Annotated in this window: 18 protein-coding genes; 9 read left to right on the plus strand and 9 right to left on the minus strand. The window is 70.1% G+C overall.

Features of this window, described 5'->3' with window-relative positions; all coding sequences use genetic code 11:
• Positions 1 to 3: 3 nt before the first annotated feature.
• From ABC304_RS05630 to ABC304_RS05655, 6 genes are read right to left on the minus strand one after another with little or no spacing between them, the layout of a single operon-like run.
• The gene (locus ABC304_RS05630) at positions 4 to 1,176 is read right to left on the minus strand and encodes an acyl-CoA dehydrogenase family protein (protein WP_412929455.1); all 1,173 of its coding nucleotides are present in this window, start codon (positions 1,174 to 1,176) and stop codon (positions 4 to 6) included.
• The gene (locus tag ABC304_RS05635) at positions 1,173 to 2,057 is read right to left on the minus strand and encodes an amidohydrolase family protein (protein WP_412929457.1); all 885 of its coding nucleotides are present in this window, start codon (positions 2,055 to 2,057) and stop codon (positions 1,173 to 1,175) included. Before ABC304_RS05635 ends, ABC304_RS05630 begins: the two co-directional genes overlap by 4 nt.
• Positions 2,054 to 3,676: an AMP-binding protein gene (locus ABC304_RS05640; protein ID WP_412929459.1), complete on the minus strand. Its 1,623-nt coding sequence runs from the start codon at positions 3,674 to 3,676 to the stop codon at positions 2,054 to 2,056. The genes ABC304_RS05635 and ABC304_RS05640 overlap by 4 nt, the downstream gene beginning before the upstream one ends.
• Positions 3,673 to 4,587, minus strand: a complete 915-nt coding sequence (locus ABC304_RS05645) for an SDR family NAD(P)-dependent oxidoreductase (protein WP_459564419.1) — start codon at positions 4,585 to 4,587, stop codon at positions 3,673 to 3,675. Before ABC304_RS05645 ends, ABC304_RS05640 begins: the two co-directional genes overlap by 4 nt.
• Positions 4,584 to 5,042 carry a MaoC family dehydratase gene (locus ABC304_RS05650; protein ID WP_412929460.1) on the minus strand — a complete coding sequence of 153 codons (459 nt, stop codon included), beginning with the start codon at positions 5,040 to 5,042 and terminating at the stop codon, positions 4,584 to 4,586. The genes ABC304_RS05645 and ABC304_RS05650 overlap by 4 nt, the downstream gene beginning before the upstream one ends.
• Complete coding sequence (locus tag ABC304_RS05655; RefSeq protein WP_412929461.1) at positions 5,039 to 6,199, minus strand: zinc-binding dehydrogenase; 1,161 nt, start codon at positions 6,197 to 6,199, stop codon at positions 5,039 to 5,041. The genes ABC304_RS05650 and ABC304_RS05655 overlap by 4 nt, the downstream gene beginning before the upstream one ends.
• A gap of 157 nt (positions 6,200 to 6,356) precedes the next feature.
• Here ABC304_RS05655 and ABC304_RS05660 point away from each other — a divergent pair, with 157 nt between their 5' ends.
• From ABC304_RS05660 to ABC304_RS05700, 9 genes are all read left to right on the plus strand, one after another.
• Positions 6,357 to 6,899, plus strand: coding sequence for a UGSC family (seleno)protein (locus ABC304_RS05660; protein ID WP_412929463.1), 543 nt, complete (start codon positions 6,357 to 6,359; stop codon positions 6,897 to 6,899).
• A 2-nt stretch (positions 6,900 to 6,901) separates the two neighbouring features.
• Entirely contained in the window at positions 6,902 to 8,017 is a 1,116-nt protein-coding gene (locus tag ABC304_RS05665) for a hypothetical protein (protein WP_412929465.1), read from the plus strand.
• Positions 8,014 to 8,274 (plus strand): hypothetical protein, encoded by a 261-nt coding sequence (locus ABC304_RS05670; RefSeq protein WP_412929466.1) that lies wholly within the window; start codon positions 8,014 to 8,016, stop codon positions 8,272 to 8,274. Before ABC304_RS05665 ends, ABC304_RS05670 begins: the two co-directional genes overlap by 4 nt.
• A 5-nt stretch (positions 8,275 to 8,279) precedes the next feature.
• The gene (locus ABC304_RS05675) at positions 8,280 to 9,560 is read left to right on the plus strand and encodes an aconitase X (protein WP_412929467.1); all 1,281 of its coding nucleotides are present in this window, start codon (positions 8,280 to 8,282) and stop codon (positions 9,558 to 9,560) included.
• The gene (locus tag ABC304_RS05680; protein ID WP_412929468.1) at positions 9,557 to 10,039 is read left to right on the plus strand and encodes an aconitase X swivel domain-containing protein; all 483 of its coding nucleotides are present in this window, start codon (positions 9,557 to 9,559) and stop codon (positions 10,037 to 10,039) included. The genes ABC304_RS05675 and ABC304_RS05680 overlap by 4 nt, the downstream gene beginning before the upstream one ends.
• A gap of 68 nt (positions 10,040 to 10,107) precedes the next feature.
• Positions 10,108 to 11,208: an ABC transporter substrate-binding protein gene (locus ABC304_RS05685; RefSeq protein WP_412929469.1), complete on the plus strand. Its 1,101-nt coding sequence runs from the start codon at positions 10,108 to 10,110 to the stop codon at positions 11,206 to 11,208.
• A 32-nt stretch (positions 11,209 to 11,240) separates the two neighbouring features.
• Entirely contained in the window at positions 11,241 to 12,071 is an 831-nt protein-coding gene (locus ABC304_RS05690) for an ABC transporter ATP-binding protein (protein WP_412929470.1), read from the plus strand.
• 1 nt (position 12,072) lies between these two features.
• Positions 12,073 to 12,957: an ABC transporter permease gene (locus ABC304_RS05695; protein ID WP_412929471.1), complete on the plus strand. Its 885-nt coding sequence runs from the start codon at positions 12,073 to 12,075 to the stop codon at positions 12,955 to 12,957.
• Between the two features lie 86 nt (positions 12,958 to 13,043).
• A complete protein-coding gene (locus ABC304_RS05700) occupies positions 13,044 to 13,886 on the plus strand; it encodes an IclR family transcriptional regulator domain-containing protein (protein ID WP_412929473.1) in 843 nt (280 codons plus the stop codon).
• Here ABC304_RS05700 and ABC304_RS05705 read toward each other — a convergent pair.
• From ABC304_RS05705 to ABC304_RS05715, 3 genes are all read right to left on the minus strand, one after another.
• On the minus strand, positions 13,820 to 15,202 hold the full coding sequence (locus ABC304_RS05705) for an FAD-dependent oxidoreductase (protein ID WP_412929475.1): 1,383 nt from the start codon (positions 15,200 to 15,202) through the stop codon (positions 13,820 to 13,822). The two genes, ABC304_RS05700 and ABC304_RS05705, sit on opposite strands and share 67 nt — an antisense overlap.
• Positions 15,199 to 16,971 carry a dihydroxy-acid dehydratase domain-containing protein gene (locus ABC304_RS05710; protein ID WP_412929476.1) on the minus strand — a complete coding sequence of 591 codons (1,773 nt, stop codon included), beginning with the start codon at positions 16,969 to 16,971 and terminating at the stop codon, positions 15,199 to 15,201. The genes ABC304_RS05705 and ABC304_RS05710 overlap by 4 nt, the downstream gene beginning before the upstream one ends.
• 143 nt (positions 16,972 to 17,114) lie before the next feature.
• The gene (locus tag ABC304_RS05715) at positions 17,115 to 18,674 is read right to left on the minus strand and encodes a molybdopterin-dependent oxidoreductase (RefSeq protein WP_412932842.1); all 1,560 of its coding nucleotides are present in this window, start codon (positions 18,672 to 18,674) and stop codon (positions 17,115 to 17,117) included.
• Between the last annotated feature and the right edge of the window lie 8 nt (positions 18,675 to 18,682).

Below are 18,682 nucleotides of genomic sequence, written 5' to 3' on the forward strand. Positions count from 1 at the left end.
CGATCAGCGTGTGAACGCGCTCAGTCCCGTGATGGCGCGGCCGACGATCAGGGAATTGATCTCGTGCGTGCCCTCGAAGGTGTACAGCGCCTCGGCGTCGGCGAAGAATCGCGCCACATCGGTGTCGACCCGGATGCCCTCTGCCCCGCAGACTTCCCGGGCCAGGGCGACCGTCTCCCGCGCCCGGTCGGCGGCCCACGTCTTGACCAGCGCGGCGTGAGCGTCCTCGGCGGCTCCCGACGCGCGGCGCTCCGTCAGCCGCATCGCCATGGCAAGCGTCGCGGTGGCGTTGCCCAGCATCCGCGTCAGCTTCTCCTGGACGAGCTGGAAGCCTGCGACGGGTCTGCCGAACTGCTCACGAGCGAGCGTGTACCGCAGCGCCGCTTCATAGGCGCCGGCCTGCAGGCCGGCGGCGTTCCAAGCCACCACGAAGCGCAGGTCGGCGAGGATGCGGGACAGGTCGCGGAACGAATCGATCCGCTGCAGGCGGTCGTGCTCGGGCACCACGACATCGTCGAGAACGATGTCGCCGTTGCGCACCATGCGCAGGGCGATCTTCCCCGAGATGTCGGTGACGGTCACGCCGTCGGAGGTGCGCGGCACGACGAACGCCTTCGCGCTGCCGTCGACCTCATCGCGGGCCACGACGACGAGGACGTCGGAGATGGCGGCATTGCCGATCCATCGCTTGCGCCCGGAGATCCGCCACGAGTCGCCGACGCGCACCGCCGTGGTCTCCAGCCCCCCGGCGATGTCCGATCCGTGTGCCGGTTCGGTGAGGGCGAAGCATCCGGTCAGCTCGAAGGACGGGATGCGCGGGTCCCAACGCTCGATCTGCTCCGGGGATCCGCCTTCCCGGACCAGAGTGCGGAACATGCCGACCTGACCGCCGTAGAGGGTGCCGATCGACATGTCGAAGCGGGCGAGTTCGAAATGGCGGAACCCGATGTAGACGGGCCGAGGAGCGCCGTCGGCCGTGAGGAGCGCGGGGTCGTCCTCCAGCCGGAGAGCGGCCATCTCGGCGCGAAGGTGCTCCGGGCAGGTCGCGTCCTCCCACCACCGCGCGAGGTGCGGACGAGCACGTTCCTCGAGGAGCGCGCGCAAGCCGGCGAGCTTCTCGGTCTCGGCGGCGGTGAGCGATTCGGCGAATCCGAACAGGTCCGTCCGCTCGGTCACCCCGTCAGCCCCAGCAGCCTCGCGGCGTTGTCCTTCAAGATCATCCGGGTCTTGTCCTCCGGGAACTCGAGCAGGGCGAAGTCGTTCAGCCAGCGGTCGGGCGTCAGAGCGGGGAGGTCGGAGCCGAAGAGCATCTTCTGGGTGAGATAGGTGCGCGCCGCGCGCACGAGTGCGGGGGAGAAGTACTTGGGTGACCACCCGGAGAGGTCGATCCACGTGTTGGATTTGTGGGTGGCGATCGAGATCGCCTCGTCCTGCCACGGAACGCTGGGGTGGGCCATGATGACCTGCAGCCGGGGATGCCGCGCGGCGACATCGTCCAGCAGCATCGGATTCGACAGCGACAGTCGGAAGCCCCACCCGCCCGGCGTCCCGGCGCCGGCGCCCGTCTGTCCTGTGTGGACGATGATCGGGACGCCCAGCTCTTCGATCTGCGTCCACAGGGGGTCGAACTGCTCAGCGGACGGGTCGAACGCCTGCACGGAGGGGTGGAACTTGAATCCCCGGACGCCGAGTTCGAGCACCTGACGCCGGGCTTCCTCGACCGCAGCCTCGCCCTGCAGCGGGTCGACACTGCCGAAGGCGACGAGCACGTCGGCATTGCGCCGGGCGCCGGCCGCCAGATCGTCGATGCTGTTCGGTGCGTGGCCGAGATTCGTGGTGGCGTCCACCGTGAAGACGACCGCCGCCATGCGGCGCTCGCGGTAATAGTCCGCTGTCTCGTCGACCGTGCGCGGCTTCTCGCTGCTGCCGAAATACGCCGCCATGGCCTCGGTGAGCGCGGGTGGGGAGGCGGTGCGTCCGCTGTCGTCGATCTGCACGTGCACGTGCACGTCCACGGCCGTCACAGCGGAGAGGTCGATGCCTGTCGGTGCGTTCATGGGGAGGCTTCCTTCGTGTGGCGGTCGGCGAGTTCCTGAGCGGCATCGGCCTTCACGCGGGCCAGCTCCACCTTGCCGGTCTGCGAGCGGCCGAGCGACGTGCGGACGAACCAATGCCGAGGCTTCTTGTACCCGGCGAGCTGAGCGTCGACGTGCCGGGCGAGATGAGCAAGATCGATCGGCGCACCCGCCGCGGGCACGACCATCGCGCTCACGACCTCACCGAATCGAGGGTCGGGGAGACCGAAGACGATCGCGTCCGCAATCCCGGGATGAGACAGGAGAACCTCTTCCACCTCAGCGGGGAAGACCTTCTCCCCACCGGTGTTGACGACTGCGCTCAGCCTGCCGAGAAGCTCGATCGACCCGTCCCCCCGCGCGCGCGCCCAGTCGCCGGGCATGACGTAACGATGCCCATCGATGACGGGGAAGGTCGCCGCGGTCTTGACCGGGTCGCGGTAATAGCCGACGGGGAGGATGCCGCGGAAGGCCAGGATGCCGACGGCGCCCTGTTCCGGAGCCACCTCGTGAAGATCGGGATCGAGCAGCACGGTGTCCGGGGTGGTCACCAGGGAGGTGGGGAGATCGTGTTCCCCCCGGGTGATGCCGAACGCGAACGGGCCGCCTTCGCTGGAGGCGAGCAGGTCGACGATCATGATGTCGCCCTGCCGGTGCAGCCGCGCCTTCACGTCGTCGCTGAATCGCATGCCCGAACTCATGACCGAGTCGAGCCGCGGGAGGCCGTCGCCGCTGCGCTCGAGCGCTTCCACGAAGGGGAGTGCGACGGCGTCGCCCGCCACGACCACTCGAGTCACGTCGTGGGCGCGGGCGAGCCGCAACGCCTCCTCCACATCGAGGTGCGCTGACGCCTGAAGCACGATCGTGCCGCCGAGCGCGAGCGTCCCCATGGTCGTGGACTGCGCCGTGCCGTGCAGCAGCGGAGGAAGGGGGAGCGTGACGACGCGGGGAGTGCCGGGGTCGACGGCGATCGCCACCGCCGCCGCGAGGTCTCCCGGTGGCTCCACGTCGATGATGCCCCACGTCGACTGGCGCCGCGCATGGAGGAGGGTGTCCATATCCCACACCACCGCCCGAGGAGTGCCGGTGGTGCCGCCGGTGTAGAGGCGCATGTCGGCCCCCGAAGGGGCGCGCGGGGGCATCGTCCCGCCGGCGTCGATGACACGGGAGTACGGCGTCGCACCGTCGATCGGGGCGCCGCCGTCATCGACCGAGATGAGCTCCAGCGCCGGCTCGAGACCGACGACCGCTTCGGCGACGATGCCGTGGAAGCTCGTTGCGAAGATGAGGGCTCGCGCATCGCAGTCGTCCAGCAGCGCTCGGACCTCGCCGGCGCGGTATCGATAGTTGATCGCGACGGGGGCGACGCCGATCGACAGGCATGCCCAGAGGAACGTGAGGTACTCCGGGCGGTTGTACAGCAGCATGGCGGCGGCGTCACCCGGACGGAGTCCGCGCGCCCTGAGGTGGTTCGACAGTGCGCCGGCCTCGGCGGCGAACCGGCCGTAGGTGAGGATGTCGTCGGCCGTCACGATCGCCGGCCGCTCCGAGTCGGCATGCGCGATCGCCTGCCAGAGGTCGCTGTAGTGCACCGCGGTCACGCGCTTCCCTCACGCGAGGGCGGTCCGCTCGGCTGGGCGTGGCCGGCGAACTGCGAGCGCCAGGCGTCGCCGATGCCCTCGGCATCCCATCCCCCGTCACGGTACGAGGTCTCCAGAGCTGCCGGATGCGCGTACAGGGTGAGGCGGTCGCCGCCGATGCCGATCGCCTGGCCGGTGACATCGGCGGCGTCGGCGGAGGCCAGCCACACGACCAGCGGAGCGACGTCCTCGGGCGTGCCGAGGGCGTTGTCGCGTCGGATGTCCGGCGGGATCGGCTGGCCCGCCAGGTAGTCCTCGTAGACCTGCGTGTAGGCGGGGATCGTCGCGGTCATGGGGGACAGGGCGGTGGGGACGACCGTGTTCACGGTGATTCCCGCGCGCGCCAGCTCCAGCGACCACGTGCGCGCCATGGCGACCAGGCCCGCTTTCACCGCGGCGTAGTTGGTCTGCCCGAAGCTCCCGAATTGGCCGGCGGGAGACCCGATGAGGATGATGCGACCGCCTTCGCCCTGCTCCCTCATGTAGGTCGCCGCCGCCCGGCCGCATGTGAACGACCCGCGCAGGTGCGTGGCGACGACCAGGTCGAAGTCGGCGTCGCCCATCTTCCAGAGCACGCGGTCACGCAGCACGCCCGCGTTGGCCACGAGGATGTCCAACCGTCCGAAGGCGCTCCGCGCCGCCGCCACGAGTCGTTCAGCGGTCTCGGTCGGGCCGACCGCGCCGATGCATGCGACGGCCCGGCCGCCGCGCCCGGTGATCTCGGTGACCGCCCGAGCAGCGGCATCCTCGTCCACGTCGTTGACGACGACCGCGGCACCGGCGTCGGCCAGTGCGAGGGCGTAGGCGCGGCCGAGACTCCGTCCGGCGCCGGTGACGACGGCGACCCGTCCGTCCAGGCTCACGGCGCTCATCGATAGTGCCTCAGGACGAGCTCGGCGGCGACCGCCGGCTTGTCGCCCCCGCCCTCGAGCTCGAAGGTCAGGGCGAGGGTGACCTGGAAGCCCTCGGAGATCGTCGTCACATCGGCGACGGTGGCGTGGAGCCGAACCCGTCCGCCGGAGGGGACGGGCCGCGGGAACCGGATGCGGTTGTAGCCGTAGACGATGCCCATACGGGCATCGGCGACGCGATAGATCTCGCGCAGCGGAAGAACGACCATGCTGAGGGTCAGCATGCCGTGGGCGATGCGCTCACCGAACGGCGATGCGGCGGCGGCGGCCTCATCGACGTGGATCGGGTTGTCGTCGCCGGTGAGGTCGGCGTACACGTCGATGTCGTCCTGCGTGATGCGGAGCCAGGATGACGGCCCGAGCTCGCGCCCGGCGAGGCCGGGAAGATCGTCCATTGTCAGGGTGTCGGATGTCATCGCTGCTCCTCTCGTACGAGGGCGTCGCCCATCGTGATGATCGCGCGACCGGTGATCTCACCGCGCGCCAGTGCGTCATAGGCCGCCGCGGCCTCCTCGAGCCGGTACCGCCGGGTGATCAGGGCGGCCGGGTCGAAGCGGCCCGATGCCGCGAGCTCCGCGACGGCCGGCAGGTCCGTGCGGGTGCGTCCGCCGAAGGACCCGATGATCTGCTGCCCGCGTCGCACCAGCGGAGTGATGGGCACCGCCGCGGTGCTCGCACCGGCGGCGATGCCGATGGCCACCATCCGTCCGCCGTCGGCGAGCATGCCGACCGCCTGCGCGAACGTGGTGGGGTTGCCCAAGGCCTCGAAGGCCACGTCCACTCCGCCGGTGAGTGCGCGCACCCTCTCGACGGGATCCTCCGTCGATGCGTCGACGGTGGCCGTCGCGCCCAACTCGTGGGCACGGGTGAGTTTCGCGGCCGCGATGTCGACGGCGATGATCTCCGCCGCACCGGCCGCGCGGGCCATGGTGATGAGGCTGGAGCCGATTCCCCCCACGCCCACGATGGCCACGGTGGCGCCGGTCTCGACTGCTCCCGCTCGGAAGACCGCGCCGTAGGAAGTGAGACCGGAACAGCCGAGGAGGCAAGAGGCCTCATGGTCGGGCCCCTCGGGCAGTGCGGTCAAGGCGGTCAGCGGAGCGACGCAGTACTCGGCGAGACCGCCCATCGAGTACATGGCGAGGAAGGAGCCGTCGGGCATGGAAAGGCGGCTCGTGCCGTCGTACAGCGTGCCCCCGAGCCGGTTCCGCCGGAAGAACTCGATGCACAGATCGTCGCGGCCGCGCAGGCACTCCCGGCACGAGGCGCACGGCATGATGAAGCCGGCGACGACGATGTCTCCGACGGCGAGCCCGGACCCGTCGCCCGAACGGCTGTCGCCGGAATCGCCCAGGGCGACGACACGGCCGCTGACCTCGTGACCGAGCACCGCAGGCCGGGGGAAGGCGACCTCGCCCCGCATCACGTGGAGGTCGGTATGACAGACCCCGCACGCGATGACCTCGAGCAGGGCCTCACCGCGCTGAGGAATCGGGGTTCGGATGCGTGCGATCTCGAGGCGATCGTCGGCCAGGACGGCCGCCCGCATCGTCGCGGGCACGGGGTGGGTCACGGCATCTCCTCGGGCGGCATCGGTCTTTCCCCATCCTGGTGAGCGGCCGACCAGGAGGCACGCACCCTTCCACGTAGCGGAAACGCCGATGGAGGCAGCCCCGGGTGCGATGCGATCCTGGCGCCACGCCGACGACGACGTGGAGAGGGAGATCGTGATGACACTGCTGGAACCGCTGCTGGACCCCACCGGTATGGAGGAGGGCGCGGCCGACGCGACCCTCTCACCGCGCCCGGTATCGCTGCGCGGCCTGACGATCGGTCTGCTCGACAACACCAAGCCCAACGCGACGATGCTCCTCGAGGAGATCGGCGCCCGCCTGGTCGCCGACCACGGTGCCGCCGATACGCGTCTGTTCACGAAGGACTACTTCGGCACGCCGGTGCAGGACGACCTGTTCGCCACGATCGTGCAGGAGTGCGACGTCGTCGTCACCGCGGTGGGGGACTGCGGGTCCTGCAGCGCCGCCACTGTCGCCGACGGCATCAAGTTCGAGCGGGCAGGGGTCCCGGCCGTGAGCATCACGTCGGATTCCTTCCTGATGTCCGGGCAGGCGATGGCGACGGTGCAGGGGTTCCCCGGATTCGCCTTCCACGCGGTGAAGCACCCGATGGCGAGCCTGAACGCGGGCGAAGTGCGCGAACGTGCGCTCGCCGCGATGCCGGAGGTCCTGCGGATCCTCGGCGTGGAGGAAGGATGACCATGAGCACGACGATGCTGTCGACGGAGAACGGGACCCTGGATGCCGCGGAGGTGCGCAATCTGCTCGAGCACTATCAGGACATGGGCTGGACGGACGGGTTGCCCGTCGTGCCGGTCACCGCATCGATCCTCGAGGAGTTCCTCGCGGCAACGGATCGTGACCCCGAGGAGGTGCTGTTCGTCATCCCGCACCTCAATCGACGTCTCACCGTCCGTCTCGCGGCCCTCAACGCCGCGCTCGCGGGCTGCCGCCCCGAATACCTCCCCGTCGTGATCGCCGGCTGGGAGGCGATCGCGAAGGAGCCGCATCCGGCGCGGGGCATCTGGCAGTCGACCACCGGGACGGCGCCGATGCTCGTGGTCAACGGACCCGTGCGCGAGCGCATCGGCCTGAACAGCCGCGGCAACATCTTCGGATCGGGCTTCCGCGCGAACGCCACCATCGGGCGGGCCATCCGCCTGGGTTGCATCAACGTGTTCGGCCTGCACCCGCACAAGCTCGACCAGGCGACGCAGGCCACCCCGGCGAAGTACTCGGCATGCATCGCGGAGAACGAGGAGCAGAGCCCGTGGCCCGCCCTCCACGTCGAGCACGGCTACGACGGCGGGGAGGACGTCGTCACGGCATTCGTCATCCGGTCCGTCATCCACATCGAGGCGCGCCATACGCAGGAGCCCGAGCAGCTCGCGCGCGACTTCATCGACACGATCGTGCGCACGGGGGCGCTCATCCATGAGTACACCAGTGCGCTCCTCGTGCTCACTCCCGAGCATGCGCAGGTGTTCGCCTCCGCGGGGTGGGGCAAGGACCAGCTCCGCGCTTTCATCTTCGACAACGCCGTCCGACCGCGTGAGGACCTGGCGTCGGTGGGGAAGGACGCGCTGTCGCACAAGACGCGGTGGCGCTTGGCGACGGCGCACCCCGACTCGATGCCCGACACCGCGAGCGGAACCAGTACGCCGGAGACGGTCCGGCTGCTGAGCGATCCGACCTCCGTGCAGATCATGGTGGCCGGGGCCGACAACGCCGGCGTGTCGGCGGTGGTGGAGATCTTCACGCTCAACCCCCCGCGCCCGGAGCCCTACTCCGACCAGGCGATCGGAGCGGCATCGTGAGCGCCGCGACGGACGGTCCTGTCATCGATGAGGCACTGTCGTCGTTCAGCGACATGATGGCCGCCGACGGGTACGTGCTGAGCTGGACGCCGGCGGAGGCCGGGAGCATCGTCGTGCGCATCGACGCGACGCCGGAGGCCTGCGCGGACTGCCTCGTTCCGGCGCCCGTGATGCAGGCGATCATGACGCAGGCGCTCGCCGAGACGCCGTACAGCGTCGACCACGTCGTGCTGCCGAGCGAGGCCGCCCACGGGTGATGACGATGCGCCTCACCGATGACGAGACACGGATGCGCGACGGCGTCGAGGGCGACGCCGTCGCGGCGGCGATGGATCTCTTGATCCGCTACGGCGACGCGCTCGGCGCGGAACGTCTCGTGGACACCCGCAACGTGGCCGGCACGATGACCCAGCCGTCGCCCGCGAAGGCGAAGCTGTTCGAGGAGGGGGGCTGGGCGCGCGCGTACGCCGTGATCAACCTCGACTGCGACCGCGAGATCGAGGTGCCGCGGATGAAGGTGCCGACCTGTCAGCTGCAGCACGGCTTCGCCGACGATGCGAACGGGCTGACCCTCTATCCCGAGTCCTCGATCCGCTTGCAGGACGACGCCGAGTCCTTCTTCAGCGAGCGTGGCGTCAACATCCTGGCGACGTGCACGCCGTATCAGGTCGGGAACCTCCCGGTGCGCGGTGAGCACTGCGCCTGGATGGAGTCCTCCGCCGTCGTCTACTGCAACTCGGTCCTCGGCGCCCGCACCAACTGCGAGGGCGCCGCCTCCACCGGGGCCGCCGCCCTCACCGGGAAGATCCCCCTGTGGGGCAACCACCTCGCCGAGAACCGGCATGCGACCCACCTGATCCGGGCTGATGTGGACGTCGACTCGTTCCAGGAGTGGGGCATGTTCGGCTATTTCGTCGGCGAACAGGTACTGGAGGCGCGTCCTGCCGTCACCGGGCTGCTGGCGCAGCCGGACCTCGCGGATCTCAAGCACTTCGGTGCAGCCACGGCGACGTCGGGCGGAGTGGAGCTCTTCCACATGCCCGGCGTGACGCCCGAGGCGCCCACCCTCGAGGCCGCGTTCGGAACGAGCCCCGTCCCTGAGCCGGTCGTGTACGGCCGACGAGAGCGGGAGGCCGTGTACGCCGCCCTCAACGGCCAGGGGAACAGCCGCGACGTCGACTTCGTGCTGCTCGGCTGTCCGCACGCCTCGCTCGACCAGGTCGCCGAGCTGGCCGCGCGTCTGGAGGGGCGGCACCTGAGCTCGAGCACGGAGCTGTGGGTCATGATGCCGCGAGCCCTCGCGAGCATGGCACTTCGCAACGGCTACACGCGCACGATCACGGCCGCCGGCGGGCGCGTGCTCACCGACTCCTGCCCGGCGATGTCGAAGGCCGCGCCCCCGGGCACCCGGGTGTTCGCGACCGATTCGGCCAAGCAGGCGCACTACCTGCCGGCCATCCTGGGAATCGAGGCGTGGTTCGGCACCCTGGCGGAGTGCGTCGATGCGGCCGTCACCGGCCGTTGGAGCGGGGGCCTCGCGTGATCGAGCTGCGGGGCCGCGGGATCGTGCCGGGTGTCGCCGAAGCGCCCGCGCTCGTGACGCACGAACCCATTTCCGGCTTCGGCGGCATCGACGTCGCGACGGGGACGGTCATCGAGCCGCGGCACGAGCTCTTCGGAGTCTGCTTCACGGGACGCGTGCTGGTCTTCCCCGGCGCCAAGGGGTCGTCGGGATGGTCGGGCTTCTTCCAGAGCACCCGCCTGATGGGCACCGCGCCGGCGGCGATGGTGTTCGACATCCTCACCACGAAGGCCGTGCTGGGTGCCATCGTCACCCGTGTGCCGACCGTCGTGCAGGCCGTCCCCTCGGCGCTCGATCTGGTGCGCACAGGCGATGTCGTGCGCGTGGACGGCACCTCGGGTCTCATTCAGGTCCTGCGCGACGATGAGAAGGTCGCGCGGTCTTCCGAAGACGAAGACGAGTCTTTCACGCAGTGGAAGGCCTCTTCTGATCGGAGGTGAGGTGATCGCAGACTCGACATGTTCGCCCGCAACGGCGTGGGCGTTTCATTCGGACAGAGGAGTCAGAGATGATCCGTGCAGTGCGTTCCTCCCCCCAGCCTCGACCGGGCCTCCTCTCGCGCGTCGCCCGGACGGCCGCCGTCTTCGGCGTCGCCGGAGCCCTCGCGCTCGCCGGCTGCTCCTCTCCGGCCTCGTCCGGTTCGCAGGGGCAGGACGGCGGCGAGCTGAAGAAGATGCTCGTCGTCACTTTCCTGCCTTTGGAGTCCTTCAGCTTCACCCCGGAGATGTATGCCTACTCCGGCGGTTACTTCGAGAAGCACGGTCTGGATGTGCAGCTGCAGCCGGTGCAGGGCACATCCGCGGCCATCCAGGCCCTGCTCGGCGGAGCGACCCCCATCACGCGTGCGAGCACGGTGGATGTGTTCCCGGCGATGGAGCAGGGGCAGGAGATACGCTCGATCGGCACGATGGCCTACAAGTCCAACCTCCGCATGGTGTCGGTGGAATCCGAGCCCATCACCTCGACTGCGGACATGGAGGGCAAGACCATCGGGATGGGGTCGGTCGGCGGCACGAGCGAGAAGATGCTCGATCTGGCGCTCAACGCCGACGACATCCCGGCTGACTCCGTCACGCGTCAGGCCGTCCCGGTGACCGCTGCGACCCTCGAGGTCGTACGGCAGGGGTCGCTCGATGGCTACATCGTGAGCCTCGACACATCGCTGGCCATCGAGCAGCAGGCCGAGGACGCGGTCGTCGACCCGGCCGGACTCACCGATGCCCCCGACATCCAGACCTGGATCACCACCGCGGACAACCTCGAGAACCCGGAGCGCGTGGAGGAGCTGAAGGCATTCCTCGCCGCGATGGACGAGGCCGTGCAGGCGGTCATCGACGACGCGCCCAACGGCTTCGACAACGTGCTCAAGACCCTCCGCGACAGCGGTGACTGGTCGTTCCCGGCGCTGGCCGACGACGACGTCTCCCGTGCCGCACTCGAGATCTACACCACCGAGACCTGGGTGGAGCAGGGCGGCGACGTGCGACTCCTCGAGAACGACCTAGACGCGTGGAAGTCCACGTACGACACCTACGCCGCAGCGGGACTGCTCAAGGGCGGTCAGGACCCCCTGCAGTGGATCACGAACGAGTACGTCCCCGGCGGATGACCGCGGACGCCCGGAGCACGAGGAGGCCGACGATGATCGACGACACACTCGAAGCACGAACGAGCGAGGCTGCACAGGTGGAGCGCCCGCGGCTGCGCATCCAGGGGGTGGGCCGCGACTTCCATACCAAGGCGGGTGTCACGCACGCCGTCTCCGGGGTGGACCTCGATATCCGACGCGGCGAGTTCGTCGCCGTGATCGGCCGGTCGGGTTGCGGGAAGACGACTCTCCTGCGCATGATCGGAGGCCTCCTCGCGCCCAGTGCCGGATCCATCCAAGTGGACGGCAAAGAGCTGTGGAACGGATCGCGCGTGGATCCCTCCGCCATCACGAAGCTCGGCTTCGTCTTCCAGGAGAGCAACCTGTTCCCCTGGTTCTCGGTGCTCGACAACATCGCCCTGCCGCTGAAGATGCGCGGCGTGGGCAAGACGGAGCGGCGGGACCGAGCCCGCGAGCTGGCAACGTTGGTGGGGCTCGCCGGCTTCGAGAAGTCCTACCCGCGCGAGCTGTCCGGAGGCATGCGTCAGCGTGCGGCCATCGCCCGCGCGCTGAGCACGAAGCCCGACCTGCTGCTCATGGACGAGCCGTTCGGCGCGCTGGATGCGCTGACGCGCGAGCGCATGAACCTCGAGCTCCAGCGGATCGTCATGGAGACGACGTCGACCGTGGTGTTCGTCACGCACGACATCCCCGAGGCCGTCTTCCTCGCTGACCGCGTCGTGCACATGACCCCGCGGCCGGGGCGCATCAGGCAGATCCTCCCGGTCCATTCGGCCAAGCCACGCAGCGTCGACCTCCAGACGACGCCCGAGTTCAACGACATCGTCCGCGCGCTGCGGCACGACCTCGACGAGGAGCACTGAGATGTCCACCTCCACCCAGGCACCCGAGCAGCCCCGCACCCGCGGGCCGATCGACGACGCACCCACGGCACCGGTCGCCGTCACCCGGCGCACGCCGCAGGGGCGATTCATGAAGATCCTGCCGTGGATCGTCACGCCCGCGCTGGTGATCCTGATCGTGTTGGCCTGGCACCTCTACGTGACGATCGCGAAGGTCAACCCGTTCGTCTTCCCTCCGCCTGCCGCGGTCGGCGAAGCGTTCGTCGTCCTGCTGGCCGATCCGGCCACCTGGTCGGAGGTCGGGATCACGGTCACGGAGATCCTCGCCGGCTTCGCGATCGCGGTCGTGCTGGGTGTCCTGGTCGGTGTGCTGCTGGGCAAGCTGCCGTGGCTCGAACTGAGCATCCGACCGCTGATCGTCATCTCGCAGGTGGCGCCGAAGGTCGCCTTCATCCCGCTCTTCGTGATCTGGTTCGGCTTCGGGATGACGTCGAAGATCGTGCTCGCCGCACTGCTGGCGTTCTTCCCGGTGATGCTGAACGTCCTGCTGGGCGTCCGCTCAGTGGAGCGCGGCCAGCGCGAGGTCATGAGCAGTCTGAATGCATCCCGGTTCCAGACCTTCACTCAGCTCGAACTGCGCAGCCTGCAGCCCTACCTCTTCGCCGGCATGGAGGTCGCCATCGTCCTGGCCACCATCGGCGCCATCGTGGGGGAGTACCTGGGAGGCAGCGAGGGACTGGGTGCGATGGTCGTGCGCGCGATGAACTCCCTGGACGCGTCGCGAACCTTCGCGCTGATACTGCTGCTCTCGCTGATCGGGCTGGTTCTCTATCTGATCGTCAATGAGGCGAAGCGGTTCTTCATCCCCTGGCACGAGTCGGTCTACGGACTGCGCGCCGAGACGTGATCTGACGCGACGAGCAGGCGCACCGCCCTCCCTAGGATGGGAGCGCGGTGCGCGTCTCGTGTGCCGAGAGGCGGACAGGCGGAACGGTGGACGGAGAACGATCGCGCGACCGCATCCAGAGCGTCGAGCGGGCAGTCGAGGTGCTGCGGGCCTTCGATGGGCATGACGCCCCGCTCGGCGTGAGCGCCCTCGCTGCACGCGTGCATCTGCCGCGGCCGGTCGTGCGCCGCATCCTCCTGACATTCGAACACCTCGGGTATGTGCGGTCGGACGGTGGGCTGTGGACCCTCACGCCCCGGATCCTCGAGCTGGGTGCCGGCTACTTCACCGCGTCCTCCCTCCCGGAGATCGCGTACCCGGTGATGGGGGACGTCGTCGCCGCGACCGGAGAGACGTGCAGCCTCGGAGTCCTCGACGACGGCGAGGTCATCCACGTCGCGCGCGTCGAGGAGCGGCGTCCTCTCCCCGACGCGGTGCGGGTGGGCACGCGGCTGCCGGCCCATGCGACGGCCGTGGGCCGTGTGCTGCTGGCAGCTCTGCCCTCGGCCGCGCTGGAGGAATATCTGGCCTCATCCGCGCGCGAGCGCTACACCGCGCGCACCATCGTCGAGGCCGATGCGCTTCGCCTTCATCTCGACGAGGTCCGCGCACGCGGCTACGACCTCTCGCTCGAAGAGCTGCACCCCGGGATGGTCGCCGCCGCCGTCCCGATCAGCGTCGATGCGTCGGCGGTGGGCGCGCTCACGGTCTCCTCCACCACGGTGCGCGCCGATGCCGATGTGCTCGAAGCACGCGTCGTCCCCGTGCTGTCGGAGGCCGCGGCGAGGATCGCCGCCGACTACCGATCGGCGAACCCGCAGATCTACCGGAGGGCGGCGTTCTCCGCAGCCACGGACATCTCGGGCGACGGCGGCTCGGTCCCGAGGTAGGCGCCGGCCTCCGTGAGGCGTCGCTGCAGAGCGGCGATGTCGATGCCGGCGACGTCCGTTCCGCTGCCGAGTGCGAGATCCGCAGCCGTGCCCGCCGCCTGGCCCATGACGAAGCACGGCCCGGTCACGCGCCCGGAGGACTGACCGCGTTGTGTCATCGAGGCGCAGCGTCCGGCGACCAGCAGATTCGCGACGCCGTGAGGCACCAGCATCCGGTAGGGCATCTGGTTGTAGCCCCGGCTGCCCGGGTCGGCGAATCGGAACTCGACGTCCCCGGCCACGTGCGCTTCCACCGGCCATCCGTTGACGCCGATGGTGTCGTCGAAGTCCGCGCAGCCGAGAATGTCGTCCTCGGTGAGACTGTAGGCGCCCAGGATGCGCCGCGTCTCGCGGATGCCGATCTGCGGGGCGATGTCAACGACATAGGAGTCCTCGAACCCGGGGGTGCGATCGCGGATGAAGGCGAAGGTGTCCTTCACCTGCTGGCGACCCTGCAGCTCGCCGTGCGTGAGCTGCCGCACGTCGGTGCCGTCGACAGCTGAGCCGTCGGGGTTGCTGAGCTGGGTGAGATTCGACCGCCATTCGAGCGGGTTGCGCTGGGGGCGCACGATGGGCTTCTTACGCGGGAAGTGATGGGTGCCGTCGGCCTCGGCGCGCTCCATGATCTCGCGGATGGTCTTCCATGCGGGTCCCGCGGCCTCGGCGTCCACGCCGTTGATGCGGAACATGAGGGAGGGATAGAGGAGGTGCTCGGAGCGTTCCACCGGCGCGCCGGCCCAGACGGCGAGATCGGCATCGCCGGAACCGTCGATGAAGATGCGCCCGCGCACCGCCGTGCGTCCCGACTTCGACTCGAGCACGACCGCGTCGATGCGGTCGCCGTCCATGACGGCGGACACGGCCGTCGCATGGAAGAGGAGGTGCACGCCCGCGTCGACGACCAGCTCGTCCGCGGCGATCTTGTACGCCGAGATGTCGAAGGCCTGCGCCATGATTCGGTCGGCCACGCTGAGATGCGGTCTGCTGAGACCGTCGAGGCGTTCCAGACGGTCCAGCAGCTCATCGGCCAGGCCCTTGATGACGCGGACGTCTTCACCGTCGACGCGCGCGTGCAGACCGCAGAAGGTCGAGAGACCGCCCATGGTGCCGGCACCGCCGAGGAAGCCGTAGCGCTCCACGAGCAGCGTGCTGCGTCCGGCTCGCGCGGCCGCCGTCGCCGCGAACAGGCCGGCCGGGCCGCCGCCGACCACGACGACGTCGTACTCGCCCATGACGGGGATGTCGGTGGCCGGTATCCGGATGGTGGCGATGCTCATACGTGCTCCTTCGCGGGGGAGGTCGCGGGCGCGGGGAACGACCCGTGGGAGGTGGACAGGGGAGTGGATGCCGCGGCACCGCATAGCGCCGTCGTCGCCCGCGAACAGAGCACCGCTCCGCAGCTCAGTGGCTGGACCAGCTGCTCGTAGTGGTCGAGCATTCCGCCGCCGGTGTCACGGTCGGCGGGAGGACGGTAGGGCTCGCGGGCGGCGAGGGTCTGTGCGTCCACCAGGAGGTCGACACGCCCCGCGGCGAGATCGATGTCGATGACGTCGTCGTCCTGCACCCGACCGAGCGGGCCGTCGGCGGCCGCCTCCGGCGACACCTCCCCGACGGAGATGCCCTGGTTGACGAGTCCGCTGAACTGTCCGTCGGTGACGAGCGCGACCTCGTGCGCCAGCCCGCGGGCGTGCAGGGCGAAGATGAAGGCCGAGGTGAGCCCCATGCCCGGGGCGCCGGACACGCCGATACCGCGGATGACGGCGACGTCGCCGCGGCGGAGGCGTCCGCTGCCGATGGCGGCGATGGCCTCCTCGCGCGTGCCGAACACGCGCGCCGGTCCGGTGAAGCGGTGCGGTCCCGGATCCGGCACGGGGCGCTTCGCGACAGCGCCGCCGGGGGCGAGCGTGCCGCGCAGAACCGAGATCGCAGGGTCGGTCCCGAACGGGTCGGTGATCGAGCGGATGACCTCTCCGTCGGCGGGTCTGGCCCGGTCCGCTGATTGCGCGACTGTCTCCCCCGTCACCGTGATCTGATCGCCGTCGAGCAGCGGGAGGAGTTCGCGCAGCACGGTGGCGCCGCCGCCGGCATCCTCGAACCGCTCGATCAGCCACGGTCCGTTCGGGCGCACCGCCGCGAGCAGCGGTGTCCGGCGGCCGAGCGTGCGGAACAGCTCCCAGACGTCGACCTCGACGCCGGACTCGACGGCGATCGCCTGCAGGTGCTTGATGGTGTTCATGGAGCCGCCGACGGCGAGCATGGTGCGCACGGCGTTGGTGATGGAGCCCGCTGTGATGATGTCGCGGGGCCGGACGTCGCGGTCGATGAGGTCGGCGATCGCAGCGGCGGCTCGGCGCACGCCGTCCCACATGCGGTCGCTGTTGGCGCGCACCGGGGCGGCGCCCGACACGGCCATGCCGAGTGCCTCCGCGACCAGGTGCATGGAGTTGGCCGTGGCCATCCCGGAACAGACGCCCGGACCGAGGATGGCGTCGTCCGCGAGGTCGGCCAGCTCATCCGTCGGCGCACCCGTCACCGCCGCCTGCGCGGCGAGGAGGAACACCTCTTCGACATCCGCCTCGCGGCCCTCCGCCAGACCCGAGTTCTGGTAGCCGCAGGGCACCACGACGGTGGGCACGTTGAGCCGGCCCGCCGCCATCAGGTGTGCGGGCGTCGTCTTGTCGCACGAGCTGAGGCAGATCATGGCATCCAGCTGGGCGCCCTCGACCGCCGCTTCGATGTCGTCGACGATGAGGTCGCGGCTGGGGAGGATGTAGCGGCCCGCCCGGCCGGCGCTCGTGACGAAGTCCGACGGTGCGACCGTGCGGATCTCCAGCGGAAGCAGGCCGTGGCTGCGCAGTTCGGTTTTCAGGACAGCCACGATGTCGTCGAGGTGCGCGTAGCAGGCGGCCAGGTCCGAAGACGTGTTGACGATGGCGACTTTGGGTTTGACGAGGTCCTCGGCGGGGATTCCGAGCGCGCGCCACTGCGCGCGACGGGCGATGCCCAGGGCGGAGGTGGGGGAGAAGTTGCTGCGGAGTGCGGGCATCGGCGACCGGTCCCTTCGAAGACGAACTCGCCCAGCGTACGCAGTGCGTGCACTTGAACGCAATGCGTGCAGACAATTCGGCGTGCAGAACTGTTCCGCACGCTCGCTCGTGCGGAGCGCCCGCCGGCGCCCGCCGTCCCGGCTCAGGCGACGGTGATGTTCAGCTGCTGCCAGCCGGTCGCGCCGTCGGGGGCGGGCCAGGCATCCGTCTCGGTCTGCGTCTCGCCGTCCACGTTCGTCGCGCGGCAGCGGATCGCGTGGTCGCCGGCCACGGCCGTCCACGGGATGCTCCACTGCACCCAGGTGTCGTCGGAGATCGCGGTGGCGAGAGTGGCCTCGCGCCACGCGCCGCCGTCGATCTGCACCTCGACCTTCGACACGCCGACGTGCGGCTGCCAGGCGACGCCCGCGATGACGGTGTCGCCGGGGCTGAGGCCCTGGTTGCGCCGCGGGACGTCGATGCGCGACTGCAGCTTGATCGGGCCGCGCTCCGACCACCCGCGCGTGCTCCAATACGCCTTCGCCCTGTCGAACCGGGTGACCTCCAGCTCGGTCACCCACTTCGTCGCCGAGACGTAGCCGTAGAGACCCGGCACGACCATGCGCACGGGGAACCCGTGCTCAACGGGCAGCGGCTCGCCGTTCATGCCGACGGCGAGGATCGACGCGTGGTCGGGATCCTGCAGCACATCGAGCGGGGTGCTCGCGGTGAAGCCGTCGATCGAGTGCGAGAGCACCATGTCGGCGTCGGCGCTCGGCACGGCGCGGGCGAGGAGCTCGCGGATCGGATAGCCGAGCCAGAGGGCGTTTCCGATGAGGTCGCCGCCGACGGTGTTCGACACGCACGACAGGGTCGTGAAGCTCTCCTCGAGCGGCAGGGCGAGCAGCTCGTCCCACCGCAGGGTGACCTCCTTCTCCACCATCCCGTGGATGCGCAGGCTCCAGTCGGCCGGGTCGACCTGCGGCACGATGAGCGCGGTGTCGATCCGGTAGAACGCGTCGTTGGGGGTCACGACCTTCGCCAGACCGGTGATGTCGAGCTCCGCACCGGCGGGGACGGATGCCGCGGCCTTCGCCGCCGACGGGAGCCGCAGCATCCCGCGCACAGCCTCGACCGAGCGCGATCCCGCCCGCAGCGCCGATCCACCGGCCACCGCCAGCAGGCCGAGGACGGCCGCCCCGCCGCTCCACACGAGGAAGCGGCGGCGGTCGAGGCCCGCGGCGTCCGGCTCCGCGGCGTCTCCGGACACCTCCTCCGCCGCGTCGCCCCGTCGCCGCGGCAGCACGAGCAGGGCGGCCGCGCCCAGGCCGCCGGCGAGCACCGACGGGAGCCACGAGAGCAGTCCGGCGTCGGCGCGCGAGAGCGCCGCGACGGCGCCGGCGATGCCGAGCGCGGCGAACACGACGCGGCCCCACGGGGGACGACGGGCGTCCAGTGCGCCGGCGGCGGCGGCCACGACGAGCAGCACCAGAGCGATGCCCACCAGCAGCGCGGGCTTGTCGCCCGTTCCGAAGAGGCTGATCGCGGCATCCTTCGCCCATGACGGCGCCGCGTCGATGAGGGCGCCGCCGATCGCGGCGAAGGGGCTCGAGCCGGGGGCGAGGATGGCGGCGGACAGCTCGCCCGCGCCGGCGCCCAGCACGACGGCCGCGATGCCCGCGATCGGCCCCGCTGCGCGCGCTCCGGCAGGTCTGGACTTCACCACACGCG

This window comes from Microbacterium jepli (assembly GCF_047237905.1).
Classification (GTDB): domain Bacteria; phylum Actinomycetota; class Actinomycetes; order Actinomycetales; family Microbacteriaceae; genus Microbacterium.